This window comes from Agromyces cucurbitae (assembly GCF_058349945.1).
Map to the genome: position 1 here is coordinate 661,718 of NZ_JBYRES010000001.1, position 25,847 is coordinate 687,564.

The window sequence follows — 25,847 nt, forward strand, 5'->3', positions numbered from 1 at the left end:
GACTACGGCTCGAAGCGGTACCCCAGCCCGGGCTCGTTGAGGAAGTGCCTCGGCTCCGACGGCACCGGCTCGAGCTTGCGCCGCAGTTGCGCCACGTACAGCCGCAGGTAGCCGGCGTCGTTCGCGTGGTACGGGCCCCACACCTCGCTCAGCAGCATCTCGCGCGTGAGCAGCTTGCCGGGGTGCTTGAGGAGCAGCTCGAGCAGCCGCCACTCGGTGGGCGTCAGGCGAACGGATGCCTCGCGCCCGCCACCCTCTGAGGATGCGGGCCGCACGACGCGAGCCGCGAGGTCGACCTCGAGGTCACCGACCCGGTGCACCGCCGACCCGTCGCCCTCGTCGGCCGGCCGCCGCGAGCGCGCACGGATGCGGGCGAGCAGCTCGTCCATCGAGAACGGCTTCGTCACGTAGTCGTCGGCGCCGGCGTCGAGCGCCTCGACCTTCTCGCCCGAGTCGCTGCGGCCCGAGAGCACGAGGATGGGCACGCTCGACCACGCCCGCACCGCCCGGATGACGTCGATGCCGTCGACCTCGGGCATGCCGAGGTCGAGCAGGATCAGGTCGGGGTGCCCGTTCGCCGCCCGGTCGATCGCCTCGGCGCCGTCGCGCGCGTGCAGCACCTCGTAGCCGCGAGCCGCGAGCGTGATGCGCAGCGCGCGCTGCAGCTGCTCGTCGTCGTCGGCGAGGAGGATCCTCATCGTGCCTCCTCGTCGGTCGCGGCATCCGCGGGTCGTGCCGGTCGCCCGGTTGCCGCGGGCAGCGCGACCACCATGGTGAGGCCGCCGCCCGGCGTGTCCTCGACCTCCAGTGTGCCGTCCATGCCCTCGACGAACCCCTTCGACAGCGCGAGCCCGAGCCCGAGTCCGGTCTCGTTGTCGGTGTCGCCGAGCCGCTGGAACGGCGTGAACACCTCGTCGCGCCGTTCGGGCGGGATGCCCGGACCGCGGTCGACGACGCGCAGCTGCACGAGGTCGCGGAATCCCGACGCCGAGACCCGCACGCGCTCGCCGACGGGCGAGTGCCGCACCGCGTTGGCGAGCAGGTTCACGACGACCCGCTGCAGCAGGCCCGCGTCGGCGAGGAGCGGGGGCGCGTCGTCGGCGAGGTCGAGCTCGACCTCGCCGGGCCCGAGTCCGAGCTCGTCGAGCGCGGGGAACACCACGTCGGCGGCCTCGACCGGCGCGAGGCGCACGGCCAGGGCGCCCGCCTGCACCCGGCTCACGTCGAGCAGGTTCGTGACGAGCTCCGCGAGCGAGTCGAGGCTCTCGGCGGCGGTGTCGAGCAGCTCCCGCCGCTCGTCGTCGGGCAGCCGCAGCTCGGCCGAGCGCAGCGCGCTGATCGCCGCCGACGCCGAGGTGAGCGGGCGTCGCAGGTCGTGCCCGACCGCCGCGAGCAGCGCCGAGCGCACCCGGTCGGTCTCGGCGAGCGCGTCGGCGGTCTCGGCGGCGCGGGCGAGCGCGCCGTGCTCGAGGGCCGCGTCCATCTGAGTGGCGATGACCTGCAGCAGGCGCCGTTCCGAGGCATCGGGGTCGTGGCCGTGCAGTTCGAGCACCGCGCGGTCGGCGATCGGCAGCAGTGTGACGCGGTCGTCGTTCGAGGGTTCGCCGTCGGCGACGACCGGTTCGTCGTCGACGAGCAGCCGCACGCCCGTGAGTCCGAACGCCTCACGGGTGCGGGTGACCATCGCCTGCAGCGCGTCTTCGCCGCGCAGCACGCTGCCGGCCATCGTCGCGAGCATCTGCGACTCGGCGGCGGCCCGCCGCGCCTCGCGGGTGCGTCGCGCGGCCTGGTCGACGACGTAGCTCACGAGCAGCGCGTTGGCGACGTAGAACACGAGCGCGAGCAGCTGCCGGGGCTCGGCGATCGTGAGCGTGTAGAGCGGCTCGATGAACAGGAAGTTGAGGGTGAGCCCCGACAGCACCGCCGCGAAGAGGGCCGGCCAGATGCCGCCGATGAGCGCGACGACGATGACGAGCAGCTGGTAGGCGAGCACGTCGCTCGTGATCGACGACTCCGTGTGGAAGAGCGCCAGCACCCAACTCAGCAGGGGCCCCGCGACGAGGGCGACCGCGAAGCCGAGCAGTAGCCGGGTGCGCCCGAGCGCGCCGCGCGAGAGTCGCGGCAGTGAGACCGCGGGGCCTGCGGCGGCATGCGTCACGATGTGCACGTCGATGTCGCCCGACTCGCGGATCACCGTCGCGCCGATGCCGGGCGGTGAGAACGCCGCCGCGAGCCGTGACCGCCGGCTGACCCCGATGACGAGCTGGGTCGCGTCGACCCCGCGCGCGAACTCGACGAGGGTGCGCGGCACGTCTTCGCCGACGACCTGGTGGAACGTGCCGCCCAGCTGCTCGACGAGCGTGCGCTGGGCGTCGAGGGTGCCCGGATGCCTCGCCCGCATGCCGTCGGGGTTGGTGACGTGCACGGCGACGAGCTCGCCGCCCGACGCACGGGCCGCGATGCGGGCGCCGCGGCGCAGCAGCGTCTCGCCCTCTGGGCCGCCCGTGAGAGCGACGACGACCCGCTCGCGCGCCTCCCACTTGCGGTCGATGCCGTGCTCGGCGCGGTACTTCTTGAGCGCCTGGTCGACCTCGTCGGCGAGCCACAGCAGCGCGAGCTCGCGCAGCGCCGTCAGGTTGCCGAGTCGGAAGTAGTTCGACAGCGCCGCGTCGATGCGCTCGGCGGGGTAGACGAGCCCGCCCGAGAGCCGGTCGCGCAACGCCTGCGGCGAGAGGTCGACGACCTCGATCTGGTCGGCGGCGCGCAGCACCCGGTCGGGGATGGTCTCGCGCTGCGGAACCCCCGTGATCTGCAGCACGACGTCGCCGAGCGACTCGATGTGCTGGGCGTTGACGGTCGAGATGACGTCGATGCCGGCGTCGAGCAGCTCCTCGACGTCCTGCCAGCGCTTCGCGTGCCGCGACCCGGGTGCGTTCGTGTGGGCGAGCTCGTCGACGAGGGCGATCTCGGGCCGGCGTGCGAGCACGGCGTCGAGGTCCATCTCGTCGAGGGTGACGCCGCGGTGCTCGACCGGTCGGCGCGGCACGATCTCGAGGCCCTCGGTCATCTCGGCGGTCGCGCGACGGCCGTGCGTCTCGACGAGTCCGACGACCACGTCGTGGCCCTCGGCGCGGAGGCGCTTGCCCTCTTCGAGCATCGTGTAGGTCTTGCCGACGCCCGGCGCCGCGCCGAGCAGCACCCGCAGTCGCCCCCGCTTCATGTGGTCAGTCTCCCACCAGCGCGGCGAGCGCGAGGTTGAGCTCGAGCACGTTCACGGTGGGGTCGCCGAGGTACCCGAGGTCGCGGCCCTGCACGTGCTCGTCGACGAGCTTCGCGACCTCGGCCTCGGACAGGCCCCGCGCCTCGGCGACCCGGGCGACCTGCAGGTGCGCGTACTCGGGGCTGATGTGCGGGTCGAGGCCCGAGCCCGAGGCGGTGAGCGCGTCGACCGGCACGGCGTCGGGCGCGACGCCGTCGGCCTCCGCGACCTGTGCGCGGCGCTCCTCGATCGCCGCGACGAGGTCGGGGTTCTCGGGGCCGAGGTTGCTGCCGCTCGAGGCGCCGCCGTCGTAGCCGTCGCCGGCGGCCGAGGGGCGCGGCTGGAACCATTCGGGCGACGGCGAGCCCGAGGCATCCGCGAACGACTGGCCGATCAGCGAGGAGCCGACGACCTTGCCGCCGGCGTCGTGCATGAGCGAGCCGTTCGCCTGGGCCGGCATGGCGAGCTGGCCGATCGCGGTGACGAGCGCGGTGTACGCGACGCCGAGCACGAGGGTGAAGGCGATCATCGCGCGGAGCGCGACCCAGTGGACGCGGAGAGTGGTGCGGGTGGAGGTCATGATTTCCTTTCGCTGGTCGAGGAGCGCCCGACGGAGGAGGACGCGTCTCGAAACCTCAGAAGCCCGGGATGAGACTGACGACGAGGTCGATCAGCTTGATGCCGATGAAGGGGGCGAGGATGCCGCCGAGTCCGTAGACGAGCAGGTTGCGGCTGAGGATCGAGCTCGCGTCGCCCGGCCGGTACCTCACGCCGCGTAGCGCGAGCGGGATGAGGAAGACGATCACGATCGCGTTGAAGATGATCGCCGACAGCACCGCCGACGCGGGGGAGTGGAGCTGCATCAGGTTGAGCGCCGCGAGCCCGGGGAACACCCCCGCGAACATCGCCGGAATGATCGCGAAGTACTTCGCCACGTCGTTCGCGATCGAGAACGTCGTGAGCGCGCCGCGCGTGATGAGCAACTGCTTGCCGATGCGCACGATGTCGATGAGCTTCGTCGGGTCGCTGTCGAGGTCGACCATGTTGCCGGCCTCCTTCGCGGCCGACGTGCCCGTGTTCATCGCCACGCCGACGTCGGCCTGCGCGAGCGCGGGCGCGTCGTTCGTGCCGTCGCCCGTCATCGCGACGAGGCTGCCGCCCTCCTGTTCGCGGCGGATGAGCGCGAGCTTGTCCTCGGGCGTGGCCTCGGCGAGGTAGTCGTCGACGCCGGCCTCGGCCGCGATGGCCTTCGCGGTGAGCGGGTTGTCGCCCGTGATCATGACGGTGCGGATGCCCATCGCACGCAGCTCGGCGAAGCGCTCGACGAGGCCGTCCTTGACGATGTCCTTGAGGTGCACGACGCCGAGCACGCGCGGCGCGGTTGCGGGATCGTGCACCGCGACGACGAGCGGGGTGCCGCCGCCGGTCGAGATCGCGTCGACGCGCCGGGCGAGCTCGTCGGCCGTGGCCCGGTCGATCGGCGCGGATGCCTCGACCCACGCCGTCACGGCCGAGCCGGCGCCCTTGCGTACGATCGTGCCGTCGGCCAGGTCGAGCCCCGACATGCGGGTCTGCGCGGTGAACGGCACGACCTCGCCGGCGGGCGAGGCATCGAAGCGGACGCCTCGCGCCGCCGCCAGTTCGACGATCGACGAGCCCTCGGGGGTGGGGTCGGCGAGCGAAGCGAGGGCCGCCGCCCGCACGAGGTCGGTCTCGTCGACGCCCGGCATCGGCACGAACTCGCTTGCACGGCGGTTGCCGTACGTGATCGTGCCCGTTTTGTCGAGCAGGAGCGTCGTCACGTCGCCCGCGGCCTCGACCGCGCGGCCCGACATCGCGAGCACGTTGCGCTGCACGAGCCGGTCCATGCCGGCGATGCCGATCGCCGAGAGCAGGGCGCCGATCGTCGTCGGGATGAGGCAGACGAGCAGGGCCACGAGCACCGTGATGCTGACGGGCGACGCCGCGTACGACGCGATCGGGTTGAGCGTCAGCACGACGACGACGAACACGATCGAGAGGCTCGCGAGCAGGATGTCGAGCGCGATCTCGTTCGGCGTCTTCTGCCGGGCCGCACCCTCGACGAGCGCGATCATGCGGTCGACGAACGTCTCGCCGGGCTTCGAGGTGATGCGCACGACGATGCGGTCGCTGAGCACCCGGGTGCCGCCCGTCACGGCCGAGCGGTCGCCGCCCGACTCGCGCACGACGGGGGCCGACTCGCCCGTGATCGCCGACTCGTCGACCGAGGCGATGCCCTGCACGATGTCGCCGTCGCCCGGGATGAGCTCGCCCGCCGAGACGACCACGAGGTCGCCGAGGCGCAGGTCGGCCGACGAGACGTCGGTCAGCGCGCTGCGCTCGGCCAGGGCGTCGGACACCTCGTCGTAGAGGTCGATGCGATGCGCGACCGTCGACGTCCGCGTCTTGCGCAGGGTGTCGGCCTGCGCCTTGCCGCGGCCCTCGGCGACCGCCTCCGCGACGTTCGCGAAGATCACGGTGAGCCACAGCCAGGCGGCGATCGCCCACGTGAAGCTCAGCGGCACGGCGCTGCCGCCCGACGTGCCGGGTCCGCCGAGGAACGGCTCGGCGATCGCGAGCACCGTGGTGAGCGCGGCACCGACCTCGACGAGGAACATCACGGGGTTGCCCCACATCTGCCGCGGGTCGAGCTTGCGCAGCGCGCCCGGGAGGGCGGCGACGAGCTGTCGCGGACCGAACGGAGCCTTCGGCTTCGGGTGCGGGTGGGGGTGGTGCTCTTCGGTCGCGACGGCGGAGGCTGAGGCATCCGAACCGTGCGAAGCAGTGGTGAGCGACATGACTAGCTGAGTCCTTCTGCGAGGGGTCCGAGCGTGAGCACGGGGAAGTAGGTGAGGGCGGTGATGAGCACGGTCACGCCGACGAGCAGGCCGACGAACTGCGGCTTCCAGGTCGGCAGGGTGCCGGCGGTCTCGGGCACCTTGCGCTGCGCGGCGAGCGAGCCCGCGAGGGCGAGCACGAACACGATCGGCACGAACCGACCGAGCAGCATCGCCACGCCGAGGGCCGTGTTGAGCCACGGGGTGTTCGCGGTGAGGCCCGCGAACGCCGAGCCGTTGTTGTTCGACGCGCTCGTGAAGGCGTAGAGCACCTCGCTCATGCCGTGCACGCCGGGGTTCCAGATCGAGACGTTCTCGACGTCCTCGCGCACGCCCGGGATCGCGAAGCTCAGCGCCGTTCCCGCGAGCACGAGCGTCGGCGTCACGAGGATGTAGAGGCTCGCGAGCTTGATCTCGCGCGGGCCGATCTTCTTGCCGAGGTACTCGGGGGTGCGGCCGACGAGCAGGCCCGCGATGAACACCGCGATCACGGCGAGCACGAGCATGCCGTAGAGGCCCGAGCCGACGCCGCCGGGGGCGACCTCGCCGAGCATCATGTTGAGCATCGGCATCATGCCGCCGAGGGCGGTGAACGAGTCGTGCATCGAGTTGACGGCGCCCGTCGAGGTGAGCGTCGAGGTCGTGCCGAACAGCGTCGAGCCGAACATGCCGAAGCGCGCCTCCTTGCCCTCCATCGCGCCACCCGCGAGTTCGGGCGCCGTGCCGCTGCCGGCGGACTCGAGCGCGCTGAGGGCGACGAGCGAGACGACGTAGAGCGTTGCCATGACCGCGAGGATCGCGTAGCCCTGCCGGTTCGAGCCGACCATGCGGCCGAACGTGCGGGGGAGGGCGAACGGGATGGCGAGCATGAGCACGATCTCGAAGAGGTTCGTCCACGCGGTCGGGTTCTCGAACGGGTGGGCCGAGTTCACGTTGAAGAAGCCGCCGCCGTTCGTACCGAGCAGCTTGATGACCTCCTGGCTGGCGACCGGCCCGCCGGGCAGCTGCTGGGTGCCGCCGGCGAGGGTGTGCACCTCGGTGAAGCCGTTGAAGTTCTGCACGACGCCGCCGACGACGAGCACGATCGCGCCCACGATCGACAGCGGCAGCAGAAGGCGGAACGCCCCGCGAACGAGGTCGACCCAGAAGTTGCCGATCGTCGCCGAGCCGCGCCGGGCGAACCCGCGCACGAGGGCGACGGCGACCGCGATGCCGACGGCGGCCGAGACGAAGTTCTGCACCGCGAGGCCTGCGAGCTGCACGGTGTAGCCCATCGTGAGCTCGGGCGAGTACGACTGCCAGTTCGTGTTGGCGACGAACGACGCGGCGGTGTTGAAGGCGAGCCCCTCGGGCACGGCCGGCAGGCCGAGCGAGTAGGGCAGCACGGCCTGCGCGCGCTGCAGCGCGTAGACGAGCAGCAGGCCGACGAGCGAGAACGCGAGCACGCCGCGCAGGTATGCGGGCCACGACTGCTCGCCGCGCGGGTCGACCCCGATGAGCCGGTAGAGGCCGCGCTCGACCTTCAGGTCGCGGTCGCTCGAGTAGATGCGGGCCATGTAGTCGCCGAGCGGGCGGTACAGCAGGCCGAGGATGAGCGCGAGGGTGGCCGCCTGCGCGACGGCGAGGAGAGCCGCCATCATCCCCGACCCCCTCGCGTCATCGCTTCGCACTGACGCGAGCCTCTGGGTCGGGGGCCCAAGCGCTCGGGTTTCACGAGGGCGACCACGAGGTAGACGACGGCGGCGACGGCCAGCGCGGCGGCGAGGAGCTCGAGCACGATCACAGCTTCTCGACCCCCTTGGCGATGAGGCCGACCACCGCGAACACGGCGAGGATGCCGAGGAGGTAGACGATGTCGAGCACGGGGACTCCAGGGTTCGGGATCCGCCCCGCACCCGCGGTGGCGGGCAGCGCCCCTGCGCTGCACCCCTGATGCAACACCGCCGTGGATGCCTCGGCGCCGACCCTTACGGAGCCCTAACGCCCGCCCGCGGCATCCCTACGGCGCGCTTACCGAACCCGTCGAGGAGGCGACGTCGGCGTCGCGCATCGCATCCCACTCGGCGAGGAGCTCGGGCATCTTGCCGTCGAGGAAGCGGTAGAAGCCGGCGGTGTCGCGCAGCCGCTGCGAGCCAGTGTGCTGCTCGTCGTCGATCGCGTCGGCGGCGCGATCGGAGAGATCGGCGATGACGCCGTAGATCGGCGACTTCTGCACGATCGCCCGGTACCAGGCGTTGTCGCTGAACTCGAACCGGTCGCGCCGGCTGCCGCGCTCGCGGATGCGGTGCACGACGCTGAGCTGCTCGAGATAGCGCACGGCTCCCGAGATCGCCGCGGCGCTCGCGCCGAGCTCCTCCGAGAGCTCGGCAGCCGTCAGGCCGCGGTCGGCGACGAGCAGCGCCATGAGCACCCTGGCGGGCATGCGCGGGAATCCGGCGCCCGCCAGGACGGCGACCGACTTGTCGACCGCCGCCCTGAGTGCGTCTTCGTCGCGGGCCATCTTCCGATTCTCTCAGGCCCCCGAGGCCAATTCGCGCCGCCGCATCGACACGACGGCCAGCGCCGCGGCGGCGAGGCCGATCGCGATCATCCAGAACCCGCCCGACCAGTCGATGTCGTCGCCGGTCGGCACCGGCGAGTGCGTGAACGGCGAGAGGTCGACCATCCAGTCGGGTGCGCCGAGCAGCGGCCCGAAGACGCCGATGATCGCGGCGACGCCGACGATCGACCAGCCGAGGCCGATCGTCCACCGCGGCAGCAGCGCGAACACGAGCAGCGTGATGCCGAGGAACACGAGCGAGACCGGCAGCTGCGCGAGCGCGGCCTGCGAGATGAGCGGCACGAGGTCGGCGGGGGTGTTCGACGCCCCCGACCCGGCGAGTCCGCCGAGCCAGGCCGCGGTGAGCACGACCACGATCACGAGCACGCCGACGAACCAGTACTCGAGCAGCCAGCGCACACGCGGCACGGGCGTCGCGAGCACCTGTTCGGCGGTGCCGTGCGCCTCCTCCTGGCGGGCGCGGATCGCGACCTGCACGGCGCAGCACGCGGCGAGGATGCCGATGATGCTGAAGAACATCGCGATGAACGCCTGCTCGAGCGTCGCCCCGCCGCCGAGGGCGGCCTGGAGGGTGTCGACGACCTGCGGGGCGTCGCCGCTCAGCTCGTCGATGAGGCCCGACAGCGAGCTCGCGGTGAGCCCGGCGACGGCCGCGCCGACCGCCCACGCGATGAGCGTCGAGACGTTGAGCCGCCAGGCGAGCCCGAACGAGTTCGACAGCGCCCAGCTCGCCGATGCCCGCCCCTTGCGACCGGGCAGCAGGCTCGCGCCCTGGTCGCGCACCGACTGCAGCGCGAACACGATCGCGATGAGCACCGCCGAGACGCCGAGCGCGAGCCCGAGCGGGGCGAGCGAATTCTCGACATAGGCGCCCGTCGCCTGCCCCCAGCCGATCGGCGAGAGCCAGCTCGGCCAGGCGGGAGTCACGTGCAGCAGGTCGTCGGACGGCGTGCCCGCGGCATCCCCGATGCCGCGCAGCAGGTAGGCGCCCACCACGACCGCGACGCCCGCGCCATTCGCCCCGCGCGAGGTGCGGAACAGCTGGGCGGCGAACAGCCCGATCGCGACGAACGCGATGCCCGTCGCGGCCATGGCCGCGCCCGTCACCCACGAGCCCTCGGCGTCGAGCCCGGCGCCGATGAGCGCGAGCGCGACGACGAGGCCGAGCACGAGGTTGGCGAGCACGCCGTGGATCAGTGTGGCCACGGTCGGCTTCACACGGCCGGCCCGCGTCGCCGCGACGAGCTCGGCGCGTCCCTGCTCCTCTTCGGCGCGGGTGTGCCGGGTGACGAGGAAGGTGCTCATGAGGCCGCCCATGAGGGCGAGCCAGGCGAACAGCTCGAAGAAGGTGAAGGCGCCGATGTCGGTGCCGTTCGGCGTGCCGCGGAACACGAGGATGGTGCGGCTCGCGGTCGCGACCTGCAGGATCTGGTTGCGCTCCGCCTCGTCGCCGTAGGTGTCGAGCACGGCGGCGACCGACCCGTAGGCGAGCACGCCGACGCCGATGATCCAGAGGGCGAGCTGCAGGCGGTCGCGGCGCAGCCGCTGCCTGAGCAGCGTGCCGAGGGTGCTCATGCCAGCGCCTCCTCCGAGACCTCCGCGCGCGCGCCGAGCTCGTCGCCGTAGTGACGCAGGAAGAGCTCCTCGAGCGACGGCGGCGACACGGTGAGGCCGTGCACGTCGAGTCGGGTGAGGTCGGGCAGCACCGAGGTCACGCGGTCGCTGTCGACCGTGAAGCTCACCCGGCCGTGGTCGATGATGAGGTCGTGCGCGTCGGGGATGCGGTCGATCTCGGCGGCGAGCGCGGCGGGGTCGATGCCGTCGGCGGCGAACGCGATCTCGGTGCGGGTGAGGTGGCGGAGCTCGGCGAGCGTGCCCGACTCGACGGTCTTGCCCGCACGGATGATGCTCACCCGGTCGCAGAGCTCCTCGACCTCGGAGAGGATGTGGCTCGAGAGCAGCACCGTCGCGCCCTCGCCCGACACGCGCGCGATCTCGCGGTTGAAGACCTGCTCCATGAGCGGGTCCAGGCCGCTCGTGGGCTCGTCGAGGATGTAGAGCTCCGCGGGCGTGGCGAACGCGGCGATGAGGGCGACCTTCTGCCGGTTGCCCTTCGAGTAGGCGCGGCCCTTCTTGCGCGGATCGAAGTCGAAGGCCTCGAGCAGGCGCTGCTTGCGGGCCGCGTAGCCCGCCTTGTCGCCGGTGCCGCCGCGCAGCCGCGCGAGCAGGTCGATCGCCTCGCCGCCGGTCAGGTTCGGCCAGAGGCTGACGTCGCCCGGCACGTATGCGACGCGTCGGTGGAGTTCGCCCGCGTGCCTCCACGGGTCCTGCCCGAAGAGGGCGGCCGAGCCGCCCGAGGCACGGGCGAGGCCGAGCACGATGCGGATGGTGGTGGACTTGCCTGCGCCGTTCGGGCCGAGGAATCCGTGCACCTCGCCGGCGCCGACCTCGAGGTCGAGCCCGTCGAGCGCGACGGTGCGGCCGAATCGCTTCTGCAGGCCGCTGGCGCTGATCACTGTGGTCATGAGCGCGATATTACGCTCGTTTCACAAATTTGTGAATCTTCCTAACGGAACCCTAACGACCTCGGATCGGATCGGTCGGTCGAGTAGGCGCGAAGCGCCGATCGAGACCACGACCGCGCCGTCGAGCGACCCCGCCTGAGGCATCCGCGTCGCTGCCCTGTGGTCTCGATACGCGCTGCGCGCCACTCGACCGACCTACTCGAGCGCCGCGAACTTCTCGATGTCGCCCTCGGTGCCCGACACGATGATGAGGTCGTGGTTCGAGACGACCGTGCTCTCGGTCGCGTACGTGAAGGGCTTGCCGGGGCTCTTCACGCCGACCACCGTGACGCGGTACTTCGAGCGCACGCCCGACTCCGTGAGGTTCTTGCCCCGGATCGGCTTCGGCGGGTACATCTTCACGAGCGCGAAGTCGTCGTCGAACTCGATGAAGTCGAGCATGCGGCCCGACACGAGGTGCGCGGTGCGCTCGCCGGCCTCGCGCTCGGGGTAGATGACGTGGTTCGCGCCGATGCGCTGCAGGATCTTGCCGTGCGACGCCGAGATCGCCTTCGCCCAGATCTGCGGGATCTTGAGGTCGACGAGGTTGGCGGTGATGAGCACGGATGCCTCGATCGACGAGCCGACCGCGCAGACCGCGATCGAGAAGTCCTGCGCGCCGATCTGCTTCAGCGCGTCCATGTTCTTCGCGTCGGCGACGACGGCGTGGGTGACCCGCTCCGACCACTTCTGCACGAGGGCCTCGTCGGTGTCGACCGCGAGCACCTCGCGGCCGAGCCGATCGAGCTGTCCGGCGGTGGCGGCGCCGAACCGGCCGAGGCCGATCACGAGCACCGGGGCGTCGTGCCTGATCTTGTCAACCAACGATGGGCCTCTCTTCCGGTCGTTTGAACAGCTGGCGTCGGGTGCTCGCGGCGAGCGCCGCGGCGAGGGTCACGGTGCCCACGCGTCCCATGAACATCGTCGCCGCCATGACGTAGACGCCCTCGGGCGGCAGCTCGGCGGTGAGCCCGGTCGAGAGCCCGCACGTCGCGAATGCCGAGATGACGTCGAACAGCACGTTCTCGAACGGCGCCTTCGTGATCTGCAGGATGGCGATCGACGCGCCCGCGACGATCGTCGCCCCCCAGAGCACGACGCTCACCGACAGCCGCAGCATGTCGCGGGGGATGCGGCGGCCGAACGCCTCCATCGAGGGATTGCCGCGCGCCTCGGCGAACGCGGCGAGGAACAGCACCGCGAGCGTCGTCACCTTGATGCCGCCCGCGGTCGACGCCGAGCCGCCGCCGATGAACATGAGCATGCTGCTGACGAGCTGGCTCGACCCGTACAGGTCGTGCATGTCGATCGTCGCGAAGCCGCCCGATCTCGTCATCATCGACATGAAGAACGACTGGAAGATCGTCGGCCCCGCGTCGAGGTGCCCGTACGTCTTCGGGTTGGCGTGCTCGAGCAGCAGGAACATCGCGGCGCCCGCGAAGAACAGGATGGTCGTCGTCGCGAGGGTGAGCTTGACGTGCACGCTCCACTTGCGCGGGGTGCGCCAGGCGCGCGCGAGCGCGAAGATCACCGGAAAGCCGAGCGCGCCCAGGAAGACCCCGAGCATGAGCATCGTCTGCATCCAGTAGTCGTGCGCGAAGGGTTCGAGCCCGCCCGGGTTCGGCGAGAACCCGGTGTTCGTGAAGGCCATCGCCGAGTAGTAGACGCTGTACCAGACCGCGAGCCATCCGTCGTATCCGGCGGTGAGCATGCTCGGCAGCAGGGCGACGGCGATGACGCCCTCGATGACCAACGCGCTGACGGCGACGGTGAACAGCAGCCCGCCCACCTCGCCGAGCCGCACGGCCTGCCGTTCGGCGACGGGCCCCACGTGGATGCGCGACGGGTTCGTGTCGCTCGCGGCCATGAGCTTCGCCCGCAGGCCGAGCCGGCGCGAGATGACGAAGCCGAGCGTCGTCGCGAGCGTCAGCACGCCGACACCGCCGATGTTGACGCCGATGTAGACGAGCGCGTGCCCGAACGGCGACCAGTAGGTCGCCATGTCGACCGTCGCGAGGCCCGTCACGCAGATGACCGAGACGGCCGTGAACAGCGCGTCGTAGAGCGGGGCCGCGGATGCCTCGCCGGCACGCGCGATCGGCAGTGAGAACAGCAGCGTGAACAGCAGGATGAGCGCCGCGAACACGACGATCGCGAAGCGCGACGGCGAGCTCTTCATGAAGGCGTCGACGCCGTCGCGAAGTCGCCCGAGCCACGAGCGCCGGTCGACTCGACCGAGCCGGCTCACCCGCTCTGCGCGCATCGACCCCCCTGTCAGCCGTCACCCGACGCGAGTGTCATGGTACTCCCCGCCTCGAATGACTACCCTTGGGGCATGGCTGACATCTTCGACGTCGTCGCCGACGCGACCAGACGAGACATCCTCGCCGTGCTCCTCGAGCGCGAGTCGACGGTGCCGCAGTCGGGCGGCGAGATCAGCGTCTCCGAGATCGTCGCGGCGCTCGGCACCAGCCAGCCCACCGTCTCGAAGCACCTCAAGGTGCTGCGCGAGTCGGGCCTCGTCGCCGTGCGCGAAGAGGGCCAGCACCGGTACTACCGGCTCGACCGCACGCCGCTCGAGACCATCGAAGACTGGCTCATTCCGTTCACGGCATCGGATGCCGCGGCCGACGCCGCGACCCTGGCCGGCGCCGACTCGCACGACGAGGCGCTCAACGACGAGCAGCGTGCCTTCGCGTCGCGACTGGGCGCGGCGTTCGCCGAGACCGCCCACCAGGTCACCGCCGCCGTCAAGCGCAAGTAGCCGTCAGCCCTCCCGTCGGGCGGCGGCATCCGACAGACTGGGCGGATGGCCACCGTCGCTACCGTCCTCCTCGTCATCGGCATCGTCGGCACCGGTCTCGTGTCGGGCGTCTTCTTCGCCTTCTCGGGCTTCGTCGTGCAAGGCCTCGATCGGCTCCCTCCCGCTGATGCCGCACGCTCGATGCAGGAGATCAACGTGACCGCGCCGCGCCCGCCGCTGATGCTTGCGCTCTTCGGCACGGGGCTCGTGCTCGTTGCGCTCGTGGTGGTCGGACTCGTCGACCCGGTCGGCGACGCGACCGTGTGGATCGTCGCCGCCGCGGTCGTCTACGTCGTCGGCGCGATCGGCGTCACGGCGGCCGCGAACGTGCCGCGCAACAACCGCCTCGCGGCCGTGCCCGAGACCGACTCGACCGCGCTCGCCGCGGCCTGGCGCGAATTCCGCCCGGGATGGCTCGCGTGGAACCACGTGCGGTGGCTCACGTCGGCTGCAGCTTGCGTCTGCCTCGTCGTTGCCCTCCTGGGCTGATCGGCCCGGCGAGGCCGCGCGGGCCGCACGCGACTCGCCAAGAAACGCGCTTCGTCGCCCCGCGAGCAGCACTTTTCGGCGACTCGTCGACGCGACGGCGGGCGAGCGGCGCGCGAGTCGCCAGAAAGTGCGCTTCGTTGACGGACGGGCAGCACCTTTTGGCGACTCGCGAGCGCGAAGGCGGGAGGGCGGACGGGCGAACGGGCGGGAGCGCCGGTGGGTCAGCGCAGGGGCTTGATCATCTCGAGCTCGAGGCCGCCGGGCTCGAGCTCGTACGGGCGGCTGCGCCCCGTGAACGTGAAGCCGAGCTTCTCGTAGAACCGGATCGCCCGCGGGTTCGACTCGTGCACCTCGAGGCGCAGGGTGTCGCCGAACCCCGTCGCCCACGACTCGACGGCCGAGAGCAGCGCGACCGCGACACCTGCGGCCTCGCCGCGGTAGTCGGGCGCGACGTAGACGCCCACGAGCATCGGGCCGGTCGTGGCATCCGGGATGTAGCCCGCCATGGTGCCCGCCCACCGGGTGCCGTCGATGGCGACCTTGAGCGTCTGGTCGGCGCGTTCGCCGCGGGCGCCGCGCATGCGCCAGCCGGCCTCGTCGACCTCGAGCGCGTGCTCGAGGGTCTCGCCGTAGGCGATCGGGTAATCGCGCAGCATCTCGAGGCGCAGGGCGCGCAGCGCCTGCCAGTCGTCGGCGGTCGTCGAACGGATCGTCAGGTCGGCCATCCTTCGACGGTAGCGGGTGAACGAGAACGCTCCGCGAATCGGCTAGACTACTCCGAGGCTTTCTGCCTTCGGCTGCGGCACGCGCGGCCGGCACGATCTTTCTCTGTGAGGTTCTGATGGGTTCCGTCATCAAGAAGCGTCGCAAGCGCATGGCGAAGAAGAAGCACCGCAAGCTTCTTCGCAAGACGCGCCACCAGCGTCGCAACAAGAAGTAGTCGCCCGCGACTGCAGCTGAGCGTCGAGCCCTTCGGGGTTCGGCGCTTTTCGCTGTGTGCGGGGTTTCGAGACGCGTGCTCCTTCGTCGCGCGCTCCTCAACCAGCGGGTGCGTACGATCGAGGCATGGCCCGAGACATCCAGCTCACCCTCATCGGCAAGCCCGGCTGCCACCTCTGCGACGACGCTCGTGAGGTCGTGCAGGCGGTCATGGCCGAATTCGAGCGGGATGCCTCGTGCAACGTGCACCTCGAGGAGCAGTCGATCCTCGACGACGAGGCACTGCGCAACCGCTACGCGGAGGAGATCCCCGTGCTGCTCATCGACGGCGAGGTGCACGACTACTGGCGCGTCGACCCGGTGCGGCTGAAGACGGCGATCTGCGCGAAGTCCTGATCGCCCGCTCCCGATCGCTCCGCTCGGTCGCGAGCACTCCTCATCACTCCGAGTTCACCGCGATTCTCTGGCGCCCCCGTGCGCCCGTGGCTAGGGTGACGAGCGGGGGACACGGGTCTGTCCCCGTACGTTCGAAGGGGAGTACGCCGTGGCGCGTGAATTCAAGGGGAGGATCGAACTCGACGTTCGGGACTCGCAGGGGGACTGGGAGGCGTTCCTCCCGGACAAGGCACCCGACGGAGCACCGAACGTGCTCGTCGTGCTCTACGACGACACCGGCATGGCCGCCTGGTCGCCGTACGGCGGTCGCATCCAGATGCCGACGATGGAGCGGCTCGCGCAGAACGGCCTGACCTACTCGCAGTGGCACACGACGGCGCTGTGCTCGCCGACGCGATCGACGTTCCTCACGGGGCGCAACCACCACCTCAACGGCTTCGCGACGATCTCCGAGTCGTCGACCGGATTCCCGGGTTACAACTCGCACATCCCGCCGTCGAACGTGCCGATGGCGCACCTGCTGCGCGACGCCGGTTGGTCGACCTTCTGGGTCGGCAAGAACCACAACGTGCCGATCGACGAGTGGACCGCCGGGTCCTCGAAGAAGAACTGGCCGCTCGCGCAGGGCTACGACCGCTTCTACGGCTTCATCGGCGGAGAGACCAACAACTGGTACCCCTCGCTCGCCGAGGACAACCGCTACATCGACCAGCCGTACCAGCCCGAGGACGGGTACCACCTGTCCAAGGACCTCGCCGACCAGGCGCTCAAGATGATCCGCGACGTCAAGCAGACGGAGCCCGACAAACCCTGGTACCTCTGGTTCTGCCCCGGTGCGAACCACGCCCCGCACCATGCGCCGCAGGAGTACATCGACCGGTACAAGGGCAAGTTCGACGACGGCTACGAGGCGTACCGCGAGTGGGTGCTGCCGCGCATGATCGAGCGCGGCATCCTGCCCGCCGACACGGCGCTCACCGAGCTCAACCCCATGCCCGACGGCACGTTCTCGCAGAGCGACGAGGTGCTGCCGTGGGATTCGCTGAGCGACGAGCAGAAGGCGATGTTCAGCCGCATGGCCGAGGTGTACGCCGGGTTCAGCGAGTACACCGACGCGCAGGTCGGCCGCATCATCGACTACCTCGAGGAGTCGGGCCAGCTCGACAACACGCTCGTCATCTACTGCGCCGACAACGGCGCCTCGGGCGAGGGATCCCCGAACGGCTCGGTCAACGAGGGCAAGATCTTCGGCGGCTACCCCGACTCGCTCGAGGAGAACCTCAAGCTCGTCGACAAGCTCGGCTCGCCCGACACGTACAACCACTACCCGACCGGATGGGCGGCCGCGTTCACGACGCCGTACAAGATGTTCAAGCGCTACACGTACCAGGGCGGCATCGCCGATCCGCTGGTGATCTCGTGGCCGAAGGGCATCACGGCGCGCGGCGAGGTGCGCCACCAGTACCACCACTCGACCGACATCGTGCCGACCATCCTCGAGGCGTGCGGCGTCGCGTTCCCCGACACGTACAACGGCGTCGAGCAGACGCCGCTCTCGGGGGTCTCGATGGTGCCGTCGTTCGAGGCCGCGCCCGACGCGCCGACCAACAAGCAGACGCAGTACTACGAGATGTTCGGCCAGCGCGGCATCTGGCACGAGGGCTGGAAGGCCGTCACGGTGCACGGGCCGGTCAGCGGCAAGGGGCACTTCGACGAAGACGTGTGGGAGCTGTACCACACCGAGGTCGACCGCTCGGAGGCGAACAACCTCGCCGACCAGCACCCCGACAAGCTCGAGGAGCTGAAGGCGCTGTGGCTCGAGGAGGCGAAGGCGAACAACGTGCTGCCCCTCAACGACCTGCAGGTCATCGGCAACCCGAAGGACTTCGACACGTTCATCCACATGGAGTACCACCAGCCCGCGCCGCCGTCGGGCCAGTACGTCTACTACCCGGGCACGAGCGAGATCCCCGAGCGCAGCGCGGCCAACGTGCACGGCGTCTCGTACAAGATCGCGGCCGAGGTCGAGCTCACACCCGACAGCCAGGGCGTCATCTTCGCGCACGGCTCGCGGTTCGGCGGGCACGCGCTCGTCGTGAAGGACGGCCAGGTGCACTACGTGTACAACTTCCTCGGCATCCCGCCGGAGGACCGGGTCTCGGCGCCGGTGCCCACCTCGGGCAAGCACATCATCGGCGTCGAGTTCACGAAGGAGGGCATGGGCGAGTACCGCGAGGGCGTCGGCCCGGTGAAGCTCTACATCGACGACCAGCAGGTCGGCGAGAAGCAGATCCGCACCGTGCTCGGCCACTTCTCGCTCTGCGGCGAGGGACTCACGATCGGTCGCGACAGCGCCGACCCCGTGTCGTCGCTCTACGGCTACGGGTTCGACTTCACGGGGGGCGAGATCGCCCGCGTCGTGTTCGACATCGCCGACGACGCGTATCTCGACCTCGAGGCGCACCTCGCGGCGGCGTACGCGCGCGACTGATCGACCCGCTGCCACAATGGCGGAACGGGGGTGCGGATGCCTCGCGCCCCCGTTCCGCGTCTTCGAGAGGATTCCGAGGGAACACCATGGCGAACGAACTGCCCTCGTGGGCCGACACCGAGACCCGTCGGGCGATCGTCGACTTCGTCGAGCGCGTGACCACCGGCTCCGACGCGGTGCCCGAGGCCGAGCGCGTCGCCGTCTTCGACAACGACGGCACGCTGTGGACCGAGAAGCCGCTCGTCACCCAGCTGGCGTACCTCGTCGAGCAGTGGAAGAAACAGGCCGAGGCCGACCCCTCGCTCGCCGAGCGCCAGCCGTACCGGGCCGTCGTGAGCGGTGACTTCGCGTGGCTCGCGAGCGCGGTCGAGAAGCACTACCGGGGCGACGACTCCGATCTCAAGGTGCTCATCGGCGCCGTGGTCGGCGCGACCGCCGGCACGAGCATCGAGGAGTACGCCGCTTCGGTCGAGCAGTTCTTCGCGACGGCGAAGCACCCGACGCTCGGCACGCCGTACTCGCAGACGATCTACGCGCCCATGGTCGAGCTGCTGCGTTACCTCGAGGCGCACGGCTTCACCGTGTACATCGTCTCGGGCGGAGAGCGCGACTTCATGCGGCCGATGACCCTCGCGAACTACGGCATCCCGCCCGAGCGCGTCGTCGGCTCGGCGTTCGGGCTCTCGTACGACCCAGAGACGCACGACGTGCGCTACGGCGGCGGGCTCGACTTCTTCGACGACGGCCCCGAGAAGCCCGTGCGCATCTGGAGCCGCATCGGCCGTCGGCCGCTCTTCGCCGGCGGCAACTCGAACGGCGACCAGGCCATGCTCGACTTCACGCGCAAGGGCGGCGGGTTCGCGCTCGTCGTGCGGCACGACGACGACACCGACCGCGGCGACATCCCGTACGACAAGGGAGCCGAGAAGGTGTTGGCCGAGGCATCCGCCAACGGGTACACGGTCGTGAGCGTGAAGCGCGACTGGACCCGCGTCTTCCCCGAGGCCTGAGCAGGTGACCACGACCGCGACGGCCGCCCGCCGGTTCCGACTCTTCCCGACGCTCGCCGGTTACCAGCGCTCCTGGCTCGTCGCCGACCTCGTCGCCGGGCTCTCGGCCGGAGCCGTAGTGGTGCCGCAGGCGATGGCGTATGCGACGATCGCGAACCTGCCCGTGCAGCTCGGGCTCTACACGTGCATGGTGCCGATGCTCGTCTACGCGATGCTCGGCGGATCGCGGGCGATGAGTGTGTCGACGACGTCGACGATCGCGACGCTCACCGCGACGACGCTCGTGTCGGCCGGGGTGGCCGCGGGCTCGGACGACCCGGTGCCCGACCTGATCGCGCTGACGTTCACGGTCGGCGTGATCCTGCTCATCGCGCGTGCGGCGAAGCTCGGCTCGCTCGTCGAGAACATCTCGCAGGCGACGATCGTCGGCATCCAGATCGGCGTCGGGGCGACGGTCGCCGTCGGCCAGCTGCCGAAGCTGCTCGGCGAGACCTCGAACCCGTCGGGCGAGGGGTTCTTCACGGCCCTCGTGGCGGCGATCGACGCGCTGCCCTCCGCGCACGTGACGACGGTGCTGCTGTCGGTCGCGTCGATCACGGCGATGTTCCTCATGAAGGCGTTCCTCAAGAAGGTGCCGGCGCCGCTCATCGTGGTGGCCGCCGGCATTCTGCTCGTCGCGTTCACGGGCATCGAAGACCAGGGGGTCGAGCTCATCGCGCCCGTGCCGCAGGGCTTCCCGCCCTTCGAGCTGCCGACGTTCGCGAATATCGTGCCGATGCTGCCGGGCGCGTGCGCGATCGCGATCATGGCGTTCCTCGAATCGGCGGCGGTCGCGCGCGGCATCCGCCGCCAGGGCGAGCCGCGCGTCGACAGCAACCAGGAGCTCTTCGCGACGGGCGCTGCGAACACGGTCGGCTCGTTCTTCCAGGTGCTTCCCGCGGCCGGCGGCTTCTCGCAGAGCGCCGTGAACCAGGGCGCCGGCGCGCGCACGCAGCTGTCGACGCTCGTCACGGTCGCGCTCGCGGTGCTCGTCGCGCTGTTCCTCGGGCCGGTGCTGAGCCTCCTGCCGCAGGCGACGCTCGCCTCGCTCGTCTTCGTCGCGGTCGTCGGGCTCATCGACATCGGCGCGCTCGTGCGGTTCTGGCGCATCAGCCACAACGACTTCTGGATCGCCGTCTCGACCGCGATCGTCGGTCTCACGGCGGGGCTGCTGCTCGCCGTCGCGGTCGGCATCATCGCGACGATGGTCGTCATCCTGCGCGAGCTCAACCGGGTGCGCCTCGACGTCGGAGCGCCGCGCGACGGCGTGCTGCCGTTGCGCCTGCTCGGCCCGATGTACACCGCCAACGTGCTCGCCTACGAGAACGCCGTGCTCGACGCGGTGCGCGCGAACCCCGGCACGACCGTCGCCGCGCTCGAGCTCACCCGGCTCGACGTCGTCTCGGTGACCGTGCTCGACGCACTCGCCGAGCTCGACCGCGAGCTCGCCGGCGACGGCGTCGAGCTGCGACTCGCGGCGGTGCCGACCGGCGGCGCCGAGGCCGCGCGCCGCGGGCGCTGGTTCGCCGGGCTCGAGGCCGCCGACCGCGTCTACCCGACGCTCGATGCGGCGATCGCCGACAAGGGCCGCTGAACGCGCGCCGCTGTCCCGCGTCTGCTGCGGCCAGGTCTCCGGGCACTCTGACACTGATGCCGAATAGACATCAATGTCAGAGGACCGGAACCGGAGCGCCTCGGCTCGAACGGCGCAGCCTTCTGCGGTCAGTCGACCGACCGCGCGCAGCGGAACCCGATGTGCGACGTCGCCGTGTCGTCGGCCTGCGGAGAGCGGGCCGCCGGCCGGTAGCGCAGGCAGTACTCGGGCGAGCAGAGATGCGAGCCGCCCTTGAGCACCCGCCGGGGGATGCGCGAGCCCGGCTCGGCCGATGCCGCGGCGAGCAGGTTCGGCCGGGCGCCCGCGTCGACCGCGTCGGCCTCGGAGCCCGGCACGACGTGGCGGGGAGTGTAATAGTCGGTCGTCCACTCCCAGACGTTGCCGGCGACGTCGTAGAGGCCGTAGCCGTTCGGGTCGAACGTCATGACGGGCGACGTGCCGGCCCAGCCGACCGAGGTCTCGTACGGGAAGTGCCCGAGCCATCGGTTGACCATGACCTTGCCATCGGGCGTCTCGTCGTCGCCCCAGGCGAAGCGCGCCCCGTCGAGGCCGCCCCGGTGCGCGTACTCGAGCTCGGCCTCGTTGGGCAGGCGCCGGCCGGCCCATTCGGCGTAGGCCGAGGCATCCTCGAAGCTCACCTGCACCACCGGGTGGGTGGCCCGCTCCGCCAGCGCGTCGGGCCCGTCGGCACCGAAGGGATGCCGCCAGCTCGCGCCCGCACCCCACCGCCACCACTGGCGCCAATCGCGCAGGTCGACGGGGCCGGCCGTCGGCGTGAACACGAGGCCGCCCGGCACGAGCTCGTCGAGGTCGGCACCGGGGAAGTCGGCCGGATCGAGCGGGCGCTCGGCGACCGTGACGTAGCCGGTCGCCTCGACGAATGCCGCGAACTGCTCGGTCGTCACCGGGTGCAGCTCGAGTTCGAACGCCTCGACCGCGCGCTCGTGCACGGGGGTCTCGTCGGCGTAGAACTCGTTCGAGCCCATGCGGAACGTGCCGCCCTCGATGCGGACGAGCGGGGTGAGTGCGACCATGCCTTCGAGCCTAGGGCCGGCGGGCCCGGCGCGGGGTCAGGCGGCGGCGCGGAGGCGGATCGAGCGGAACAGGGCCATCAGGGGCGCCTGCAGGCCCTCGATCACATAGGCGTTCTCGTCGAGCACGTCGAGGATGAAGACGTAACCGCCCGCGATGCCGATGCAGCGGTCGACGAAGAGCGGGGTCTCGCCCGTCGCGCCGATCACGACCGCGTGCGCGGCGGCGTCGAACTCGGTGCCGTCGACCCGGTCGAGCACCTGCACGTACCCGCCGACGCCGGCGGTCGCGTACGAACGCAGCGCCGCGTCGGAGCCCTGCGGGGAGTCGCCGTCGGCGGGGATCTCCGCGAGGTAGAGGTGCGCGACGTGCTCCTCGCCGCCGAACTCGGGGAAGTGCCAGAACCGTTCGACGGCGCCGGGCAGCGGGCTCGCCGTGCGATACCGGGTGAGGGCCGTGCGGCGCAGTGCGTCGACGACCTCGTCGTCGGCATCGAAGCCGTCGAGCAGCGATGCGGCGAGGTCGGCCGCCCAGTGCTCGTCGTCGGCGTAGCCGTTCCAGGGGAATTCGACGGGTACCGGCATCCACGTGCGGTGGTCGAGGTCGATCGTGTACTCGATCATCGTTCGCTCGGTCATGCGCGCCACCGGAAGGTCTCCATGATCGAGTCGGAGAGCTCGATGAGCGCTTCGACGATGGTCGGGTCGCTGTCGGTCAGCGTCGGGATGCTCGTGAAGAAGAGCAGCCCCCGGCGCGGGTTCTCGCCGGGCAGCGGGAAGCCGTATCCGATGCGACGCGACCGCACCTCCGCGAGTTCGCCCGTTCCGACGTCGGTCGACTCCCAGCGGTAGATCGGGCCCCACGGCGCGGTGAGCTCATCGACGGGGCGGCCCGCGAGCGAACGCATCGCTCCGGCGAAGTCGGAGTTCGCCGGCGCAACGTACTGCTTGAGCGCGATCGACATGGGCGTCATGCCCTCGTCTTCACGCTCACCGGGCAGGTAGACGGCCGACGCCTTGATCTTGAGCAGACGGCGCCACTGCTGCTCGACGAGCGTGCGCGCCTGCGCGTCGAGATCGGGGCGGCCGAGCGCTCGCATGCGCTCCGACATGCGGGAGATGAGCGCCCGCTTGCCCTCGTCGTCGATCATGAAGCGCATCCAGCCCGGCGGCATCAGGATGTGGAATCCGGTCGGTGCGGGAATCTCGGTCATGTCCATCGGAAGCTGTCCATCATCTGCCGGGCGAGCTCGAGGCACGCTTCGCGCGCGGCCCGGTCGCCGCCGGTGATCGTCGCGGTGAGGCGGATGCCTCGCCGGGTGTCGTCGGGTGCGGTGAATACGGCGCCCGTGGTGAGACTCGCGGCGGCGGCGTCGTTGGCGGCGGCGTCGGCGGTCTGCGGGGCGAACTCGTCGGCGAAGGTCCGGCCGCGGCCCGAGCGGCCCGGCGCAGCGGTCAGCCGCATCGTCGGGAGTCCGTTCGCGGCCGATTGCACGGCGGGGGCGTACTGCCAGGCGTCGCGGTCGCCGGAGGTCGGTGCGCTGCGCACCCATCCGGCCGGCACCGTGATCTCGAACGGCGCCGGCTCGTTCTCGCGCATCGGGATCCAGACCTCGGTCGCGAGCCCGGCGGCGCGCAGCCGGTCGAATCGCAGTGCCAGCGGCACCGCGCGCACGAGGAGGATGACGACGCAGAGCGCCGCGGCGGCGGCGCCGATCCAGTGCAGTCCGGGCCCGGTCGCCGTCGGGAAGGCGAAGGCGAAGTAGAAGTCGGCGACCGCCGCACCCACGGAGTACGCGGTCGCCTGGATGAGACCGGCCCCCTCCGACAGCGTCGTCGTGACCACGAGGGGTACGACGAGCACGAGGGCCGCGAGGGCGAGCACGATGCTGAGCCAGGCGGGCACCTCGAACACCGGGAACGGGATCGCCGCGTCGTAGCGGGGCTGCCCGTCGGGCAGCACCTGCGCGCCCGAGAACAGCAGCGAGGCGACGAGCACGACGAGCAGCAGTGCGACGCTCACCAGCTGGCACGCGGAGAACGCCCAGAGCAGTCGCCGGTGGGCGGTGCTCGGGGCGGAGGCGGTCGGCATTCGGGTCACCAGCTGAGTTTCACATCCTTGAGGAGGGGGATCTCGGGCTGCAGGTCGAGCACGCCGAGCACGTCGCCCGTCGTGAAGCCGCCCCACAGGCCGACGTTGAGCAGCCGCTCGAACCGGCCGGGCAGTGCGCCGGCGGTGTTCGCGATGAACTGCTGGACCGACGGGTTGCCCGCCCAGCGCGAGTTGCCCATCGTGCGGAGGAAGTTCTGGATCTGCACGGCCTCGGGTCCGCCCATCGCGATCGAGCGGAACGGGTTGACGAACATGCTCGGGCGCGCGAGCGCGAGGCGCGACGTGAGCGGTGCGACGAGCGACCGCAGCGGCGTGAGCCAGGTCGTCGGCCGCATGAGGCTGAGGCGGGGCAGGCCCGAGCGGATCGCAGCCGTCACGACCCCGCGGCCGCCGCTCATGACCGTCGACAGCACGGGCGCGCCGCGCGAGAGCACCTTGCCGATGCCGAACGGCAGCAGGCCGACCGCCGCCCAGGCGACATCGCTCAGCGTCGCCCGGCCGAAGGCGAATTTCAGCAGGGTGAGCCCGAGCGAGAGGATCGTGAGCCCCAGGATGATGAGGCCGAGCAGGCCGGTGAGCGGGGCGCCGATGATGAGCGCGATGACGCTGAGCACGAGCAGCACGATCGCGACGACCTCGAGCAGGTCGTCGACGAACTCCCAGAAGCCGTCGTTGTTGTCGGCGGTGTCCATCGCCTTCTGGATGCCCCCGACCGCGTCGTCGTACGCGTCGGACCAGGTCTCGAAGACCTGGTCGAATTGCTGCCAGAGGTCGTCGCGGGTCGCTTCTGCGGTCGTCACGGCCGACTTCGCGTCGGCGAGGTCGTCGCCGGCCGACTGCTTCTGCGCGTCGGTCGGCTCGCTCTCCCACGCCCAGGTGCGCTTGTAGTCGTCGACCTTGTCCTGTGCGTCTTCGCGGGCCTCGAGCGCGTTCTGGTAGTCGTTCTCGGCGCGCTCGATGTCGTCGATGCGCGGGTGGATCCAGTTCTGCGCGGTCTCGAGCTTGGCCGCGTAGGTCTTCAGCACCTTGCCGGTCTCGGTGTAGCGCACCGCGGCCTTCGAGAGGTCGTCGGCGGTGTCGGTCGCGAGCTCGGCGAGCTTGTCGGTGCCCTTGCTCTTGTGCACGTCGGAGTCGCCGATGGCGGTGAGCTCGGCGGCGGTCGCCTCCATCTGCGCGCCGAGCCGCACCCAGGCGGCGCCGCGTTCGTGGATGTCGCCGGGGTGGCCCTTGAGCCGACGGAGTTCGTGGTCGCCGTTGGGGGAGCGCATCAGTTCACCGTCGTCGTGGTCGCCGAGATGGTCTCGGTGCCGCCCGACAGGTCGGCGGCGGTGTCGGTGTCCCACTTGTCCCAGCCGTCGATGATCGACGTCAGCTGGTCGAGGATGCCCTGCAGGTTCTCGGTCAGGCCCTCGCGCTTGCCGTCCCAGGCCGACTCGAAGTCGCCGACCTTGTCGCGCAGCGAGTTGCGGTCGTCGGGCTTGTCGACGGCCTCCTCGAGCGCGTTGTTGATGTCACCCGCCTTGGTGAACTCGTCGATCGACGCCTTGAGACCGGCTTTCGTCGTTCGCAGTCGCTCGAGGTCGAGCATCACATCCACCATGGCAGCACCTCTCGTTCGGATTCGAGGTTAGCCACCGCTTCGCGGGTGCGAAACGGGGAGGACTCCCCATCCGTCGGACG

Annotated in this window: 26 protein-coding genes; 7 read left to right on the forward strand and 19 right to left on the reverse strand. The window is 70.8% G+C overall.

Going from position 1 to position 25,847, the window contains the following annotated elements; all coding sequences use genetic code 11:
* Positions 1–2: 2 nt before the first annotated feature.
* The 12 genes from AC3RJ6_RS03225 to AC3RJ6_RS03280 all read right to left on the reverse strand — a co-directional run bounded on the left by AC3RJ6_RS03225 (position 3) and on the right by AC3RJ6_RS03280 (position 13,504).
* Positions 3–698, reverse strand: coding sequence for a response regulator (locus AC3RJ6_RS03225; RefSeq protein ID WP_491425432.1), 696 nt, complete (start codon positions 696–698; stop codon positions 3–5).
* Entirely contained in the window at positions 695–3,220 is a 2,526-nt protein-coding gene (locus AC3RJ6_RS03230) for a DUF4118 domain-containing protein (protein ID WP_491425433.1), read from the reverse strand. Before AC3RJ6_RS03230 ends, AC3RJ6_RS03225 begins: the two co-directional genes overlap by 4 nt.
* 4 nt (positions 3,221–3,224) lie before the next feature.
* Positions 3,225–3,839: a potassium-transporting ATPase subunit KdpC gene (gene kdpC / locus AC3RJ6_RS03235; protein WP_491425434.1), complete on the reverse strand. Its 615-nt coding sequence runs from the start codon at positions 3,837–3,839 to the stop codon at positions 3,225–3,227.
* A gap of 55 nt (positions 3,840–3,894) precedes the next feature.
* Positions 3,895–6,078 (reverse strand): potassium-transporting ATPase subunit KdpB, encoded by a 2,184-nt coding sequence (gene kdpB, locus AC3RJ6_RS03240; RefSeq protein ID WP_491425435.1) that lies wholly within the window; start codon positions 6,076–6,078, stop codon positions 3,895–3,897.
* A gap of 2 nt (positions 6,079–6,080) precedes the next feature.
* Positions 6,081–7,754, reverse strand: coding sequence for a potassium-transporting ATPase subunit KdpA (gene kdpA / locus AC3RJ6_RS03245; RefSeq protein WP_491426217.1), 1,674 nt, complete (start codon positions 7,752–7,754; stop codon positions 6,081–6,083).
* Positions 7,754–7,900 carry a potassium-transporting ATPase subunit F gene (locus AC3RJ6_RS03250; RefSeq protein ID WP_491425436.1) on the reverse strand — a complete coding sequence of 49 codons (147 nt, stop codon included), beginning with the start codon at positions 7,898–7,900 and terminating at the stop codon, positions 7,754–7,756. Before AC3RJ6_RS03250 ends, kdpA begins: the two co-directional genes overlap by 1 nt.
* Positions 7,897–8,058, reverse strand: coding sequence for a hypothetical protein (locus AC3RJ6_RS03255; protein WP_491425437.1), 162 nt, complete (start codon positions 8,056–8,058; stop codon positions 7,897–7,899). The genes AC3RJ6_RS03250 and AC3RJ6_RS03255 overlap by 4 nt, the downstream gene beginning before the upstream one ends.
* Positions 8,059–8,116: 58 nt before the next feature.
* Positions 8,117–8,617: a GbsR/MarR family transcriptional regulator gene (locus AC3RJ6_RS03260; protein ID WP_491425438.1), complete on the reverse strand. Its 501-nt coding sequence runs from the start codon at positions 8,615–8,617 to the stop codon at positions 8,117–8,119.
* Between the two features lie 12 nt (positions 8,618–8,629).
* The gene (locus AC3RJ6_RS03265) at positions 8,630–10,252 is read right to left on the reverse strand and encodes an ABC transporter permease (RefSeq protein ID WP_491425439.1); all 1,623 of its coding nucleotides are present in this window, start codon (positions 10,250–10,252) and stop codon (positions 8,630–8,632) included.
* On the reverse strand, positions 10,249–11,202 hold the full coding sequence (locus tag AC3RJ6_RS03270) for an ABC transporter ATP-binding protein (protein WP_491425440.1): 954 nt from the start codon (positions 11,200–11,202) through the stop codon (positions 10,249–10,251). Before AC3RJ6_RS03270 ends, AC3RJ6_RS03265 begins: the two co-directional genes overlap by 4 nt.
* Positions 11,203–11,397: 195 nt before the next feature.
* The gene (locus AC3RJ6_RS03275; protein ID WP_491425441.1) at positions 11,398–12,066 is read right to left on the reverse strand and encodes a potassium channel family protein; all 669 of its coding nucleotides are present in this window, start codon (positions 12,064–12,066) and stop codon (positions 11,398–11,400) included.
* Positions 12,059–13,504 carry a TrkH family potassium uptake protein gene (locus AC3RJ6_RS03280; RefSeq protein ID WP_491425442.1) on the reverse strand — a complete coding sequence of 482 codons (1,446 nt, stop codon included), beginning with the start codon at positions 13,502–13,504 and terminating at the stop codon, positions 12,059–12,061. Before AC3RJ6_RS03280 ends, AC3RJ6_RS03275 begins: the two co-directional genes overlap by 8 nt.
* Positions 13,505–13,576: 72 nt before the next feature.
* Here AC3RJ6_RS03280 and AC3RJ6_RS03285 point away from each other — a divergent pair, with 72 nt between their 5' ends.
* Both AC3RJ6_RS03285 and AC3RJ6_RS03290 read left to right on the forward strand, forming a co-directional pair.
* Positions 13,577–14,005, forward strand: a complete 429-nt coding sequence (locus AC3RJ6_RS03285) for an ArsR/SmtB family transcription factor (protein WP_491425443.1) — start codon at positions 13,577–13,579, stop codon at positions 14,003–14,005.
* 45 nt (positions 14,006–14,050) lie between these two features.
* Positions 14,051–14,533: an anthrone oxygenase family protein gene (locus AC3RJ6_RS03290; RefSeq protein WP_491425444.1), complete on the forward strand. Its 483-nt coding sequence runs from the start codon at positions 14,051–14,053 to the stop codon at positions 14,531–14,533.
* Positions 14,534–14,754: 221 nt separating this feature from the next.
* On the opposite strand, the gene AC3RJ6_RS03295 is transcribed toward AC3RJ6_RS03290, so the two are convergent.
* Positions 14,755–15,258, reverse strand: coding sequence for a GNAT family N-acetyltransferase (locus AC3RJ6_RS03295; RefSeq protein ID WP_491425445.1), 504 nt, complete (start codon positions 15,256–15,258; stop codon positions 14,755–14,757).
* A gap of 116 nt (positions 15,259–15,374) precedes the next feature.
* Here AC3RJ6_RS03295 and AC3RJ6_RS03300 point away from each other — a divergent pair, with 116 nt between their 5' ends.
* The 5 genes from AC3RJ6_RS03300 to AC3RJ6_RS03320 all read left to right on the forward strand — a co-directional run bounded on the left by AC3RJ6_RS03300 (position 15,375) and on the right by AC3RJ6_RS03320 (position 21,002).
* Positions 15,375–15,473, forward strand: coding sequence for a 30S ribosomal protein bS22 (locus tag AC3RJ6_RS03300; protein ID WP_003792170.1), 99 nt, complete (start codon positions 15,375–15,377; stop codon positions 15,471–15,473).
* Between the two features lie 125 nt (positions 15,474–15,598).
* Positions 15,599–15,868 carry a glutaredoxin family protein gene (locus AC3RJ6_RS03305; protein ID WP_491425446.1) on the forward strand — a complete coding sequence of 90 codons (270 nt, stop codon included), beginning with the start codon at positions 15,599–15,601 and terminating at the stop codon, positions 15,866–15,868.
* 148 nt (positions 15,869–16,016) lie between these two features.
* Entirely contained in the window at positions 16,017–18,359 is a 2,343-nt protein-coding gene (locus tag AC3RJ6_RS03310) for an arylsulfatase (RefSeq protein ID WP_491425447.1), read from the forward strand.
* A gap of 86 nt (positions 18,360–18,445) precedes the next feature.
* Complete coding sequence (locus AC3RJ6_RS03315; protein ID WP_491425448.1) at positions 18,446–19,369, forward strand: HAD family hydrolase; 924 nt, start codon at positions 18,446–18,448, stop codon at positions 19,367–19,369.
* Positions 19,370–19,373: 4 nt separating this feature from the next.
* Positions 19,374–21,002, forward strand: coding sequence for a SulP family inorganic anion transporter (locus AC3RJ6_RS03320; RefSeq protein WP_491425449.1), 1,629 nt, complete (start codon positions 19,374–19,376; stop codon positions 21,000–21,002).
* Between the two features lie 128 nt (positions 21,003–21,130).
* On the opposite strand, the gene AC3RJ6_RS03325 is transcribed toward AC3RJ6_RS03320, so the two are convergent.
* Genes AC3RJ6_RS03325 through AC3RJ6_RS03350 form a run of 6 tightly spaced genes read right to left on the reverse strand, consistent with a single transcriptional unit; the run spans position 21,131 to position 25,767 of the window.
* Entirely contained in the window at positions 21,131–22,057 is a 927-nt protein-coding gene (locus tag AC3RJ6_RS03325) for a formylglycine-generating enzyme family protein (RefSeq protein ID WP_491425450.1), read from the reverse strand.
* Between the two features lie 36 nt (positions 22,058–22,093).
* Complete coding sequence (locus AC3RJ6_RS03330; protein ID WP_491425451.1) at positions 22,094–22,693, reverse strand: hypothetical protein; 600 nt, start codon at positions 22,691–22,693, stop codon at positions 22,094–22,096.
* Positions 22,690–23,268 carry a hypothetical protein gene (locus AC3RJ6_RS03335; RefSeq protein WP_491425452.1) on the reverse strand — a complete coding sequence of 193 codons (579 nt, stop codon included), beginning with the start codon at positions 23,266–23,268 and terminating at the stop codon, positions 22,690–22,692. Before AC3RJ6_RS03335 ends, AC3RJ6_RS03330 begins: the two co-directional genes overlap by 4 nt.
* Positions 23,265–24,155: a hypothetical protein gene (locus AC3RJ6_RS03340; RefSeq protein WP_491425453.1), complete on the reverse strand. Its 891-nt coding sequence runs from the start codon at positions 24,153–24,155 to the stop codon at positions 23,265–23,267. The genes AC3RJ6_RS03335 and AC3RJ6_RS03340 overlap by 4 nt, the downstream gene beginning before the upstream one ends.
* Complete coding sequence (locus AC3RJ6_RS03345) at positions 24,152–25,435, reverse strand: hypothetical protein (RefSeq protein ID WP_491425454.1); 1,284 nt, start codon at positions 25,433–25,435, stop codon at positions 24,152–24,154. Before AC3RJ6_RS03345 ends, AC3RJ6_RS03340 begins: the two co-directional genes overlap by 4 nt.
* On the reverse strand, positions 25,435–25,767 hold the full coding sequence (locus AC3RJ6_RS03350; RefSeq protein WP_491425455.1) for a hypothetical protein: 333 nt from the start codon (positions 25,765–25,767) through the stop codon (positions 25,435–25,437). Before AC3RJ6_RS03350 ends, AC3RJ6_RS03345 begins: the two co-directional genes overlap by 1 nt.
* Positions 25,768–25,847 lie beyond the last annotated feature (80 nt).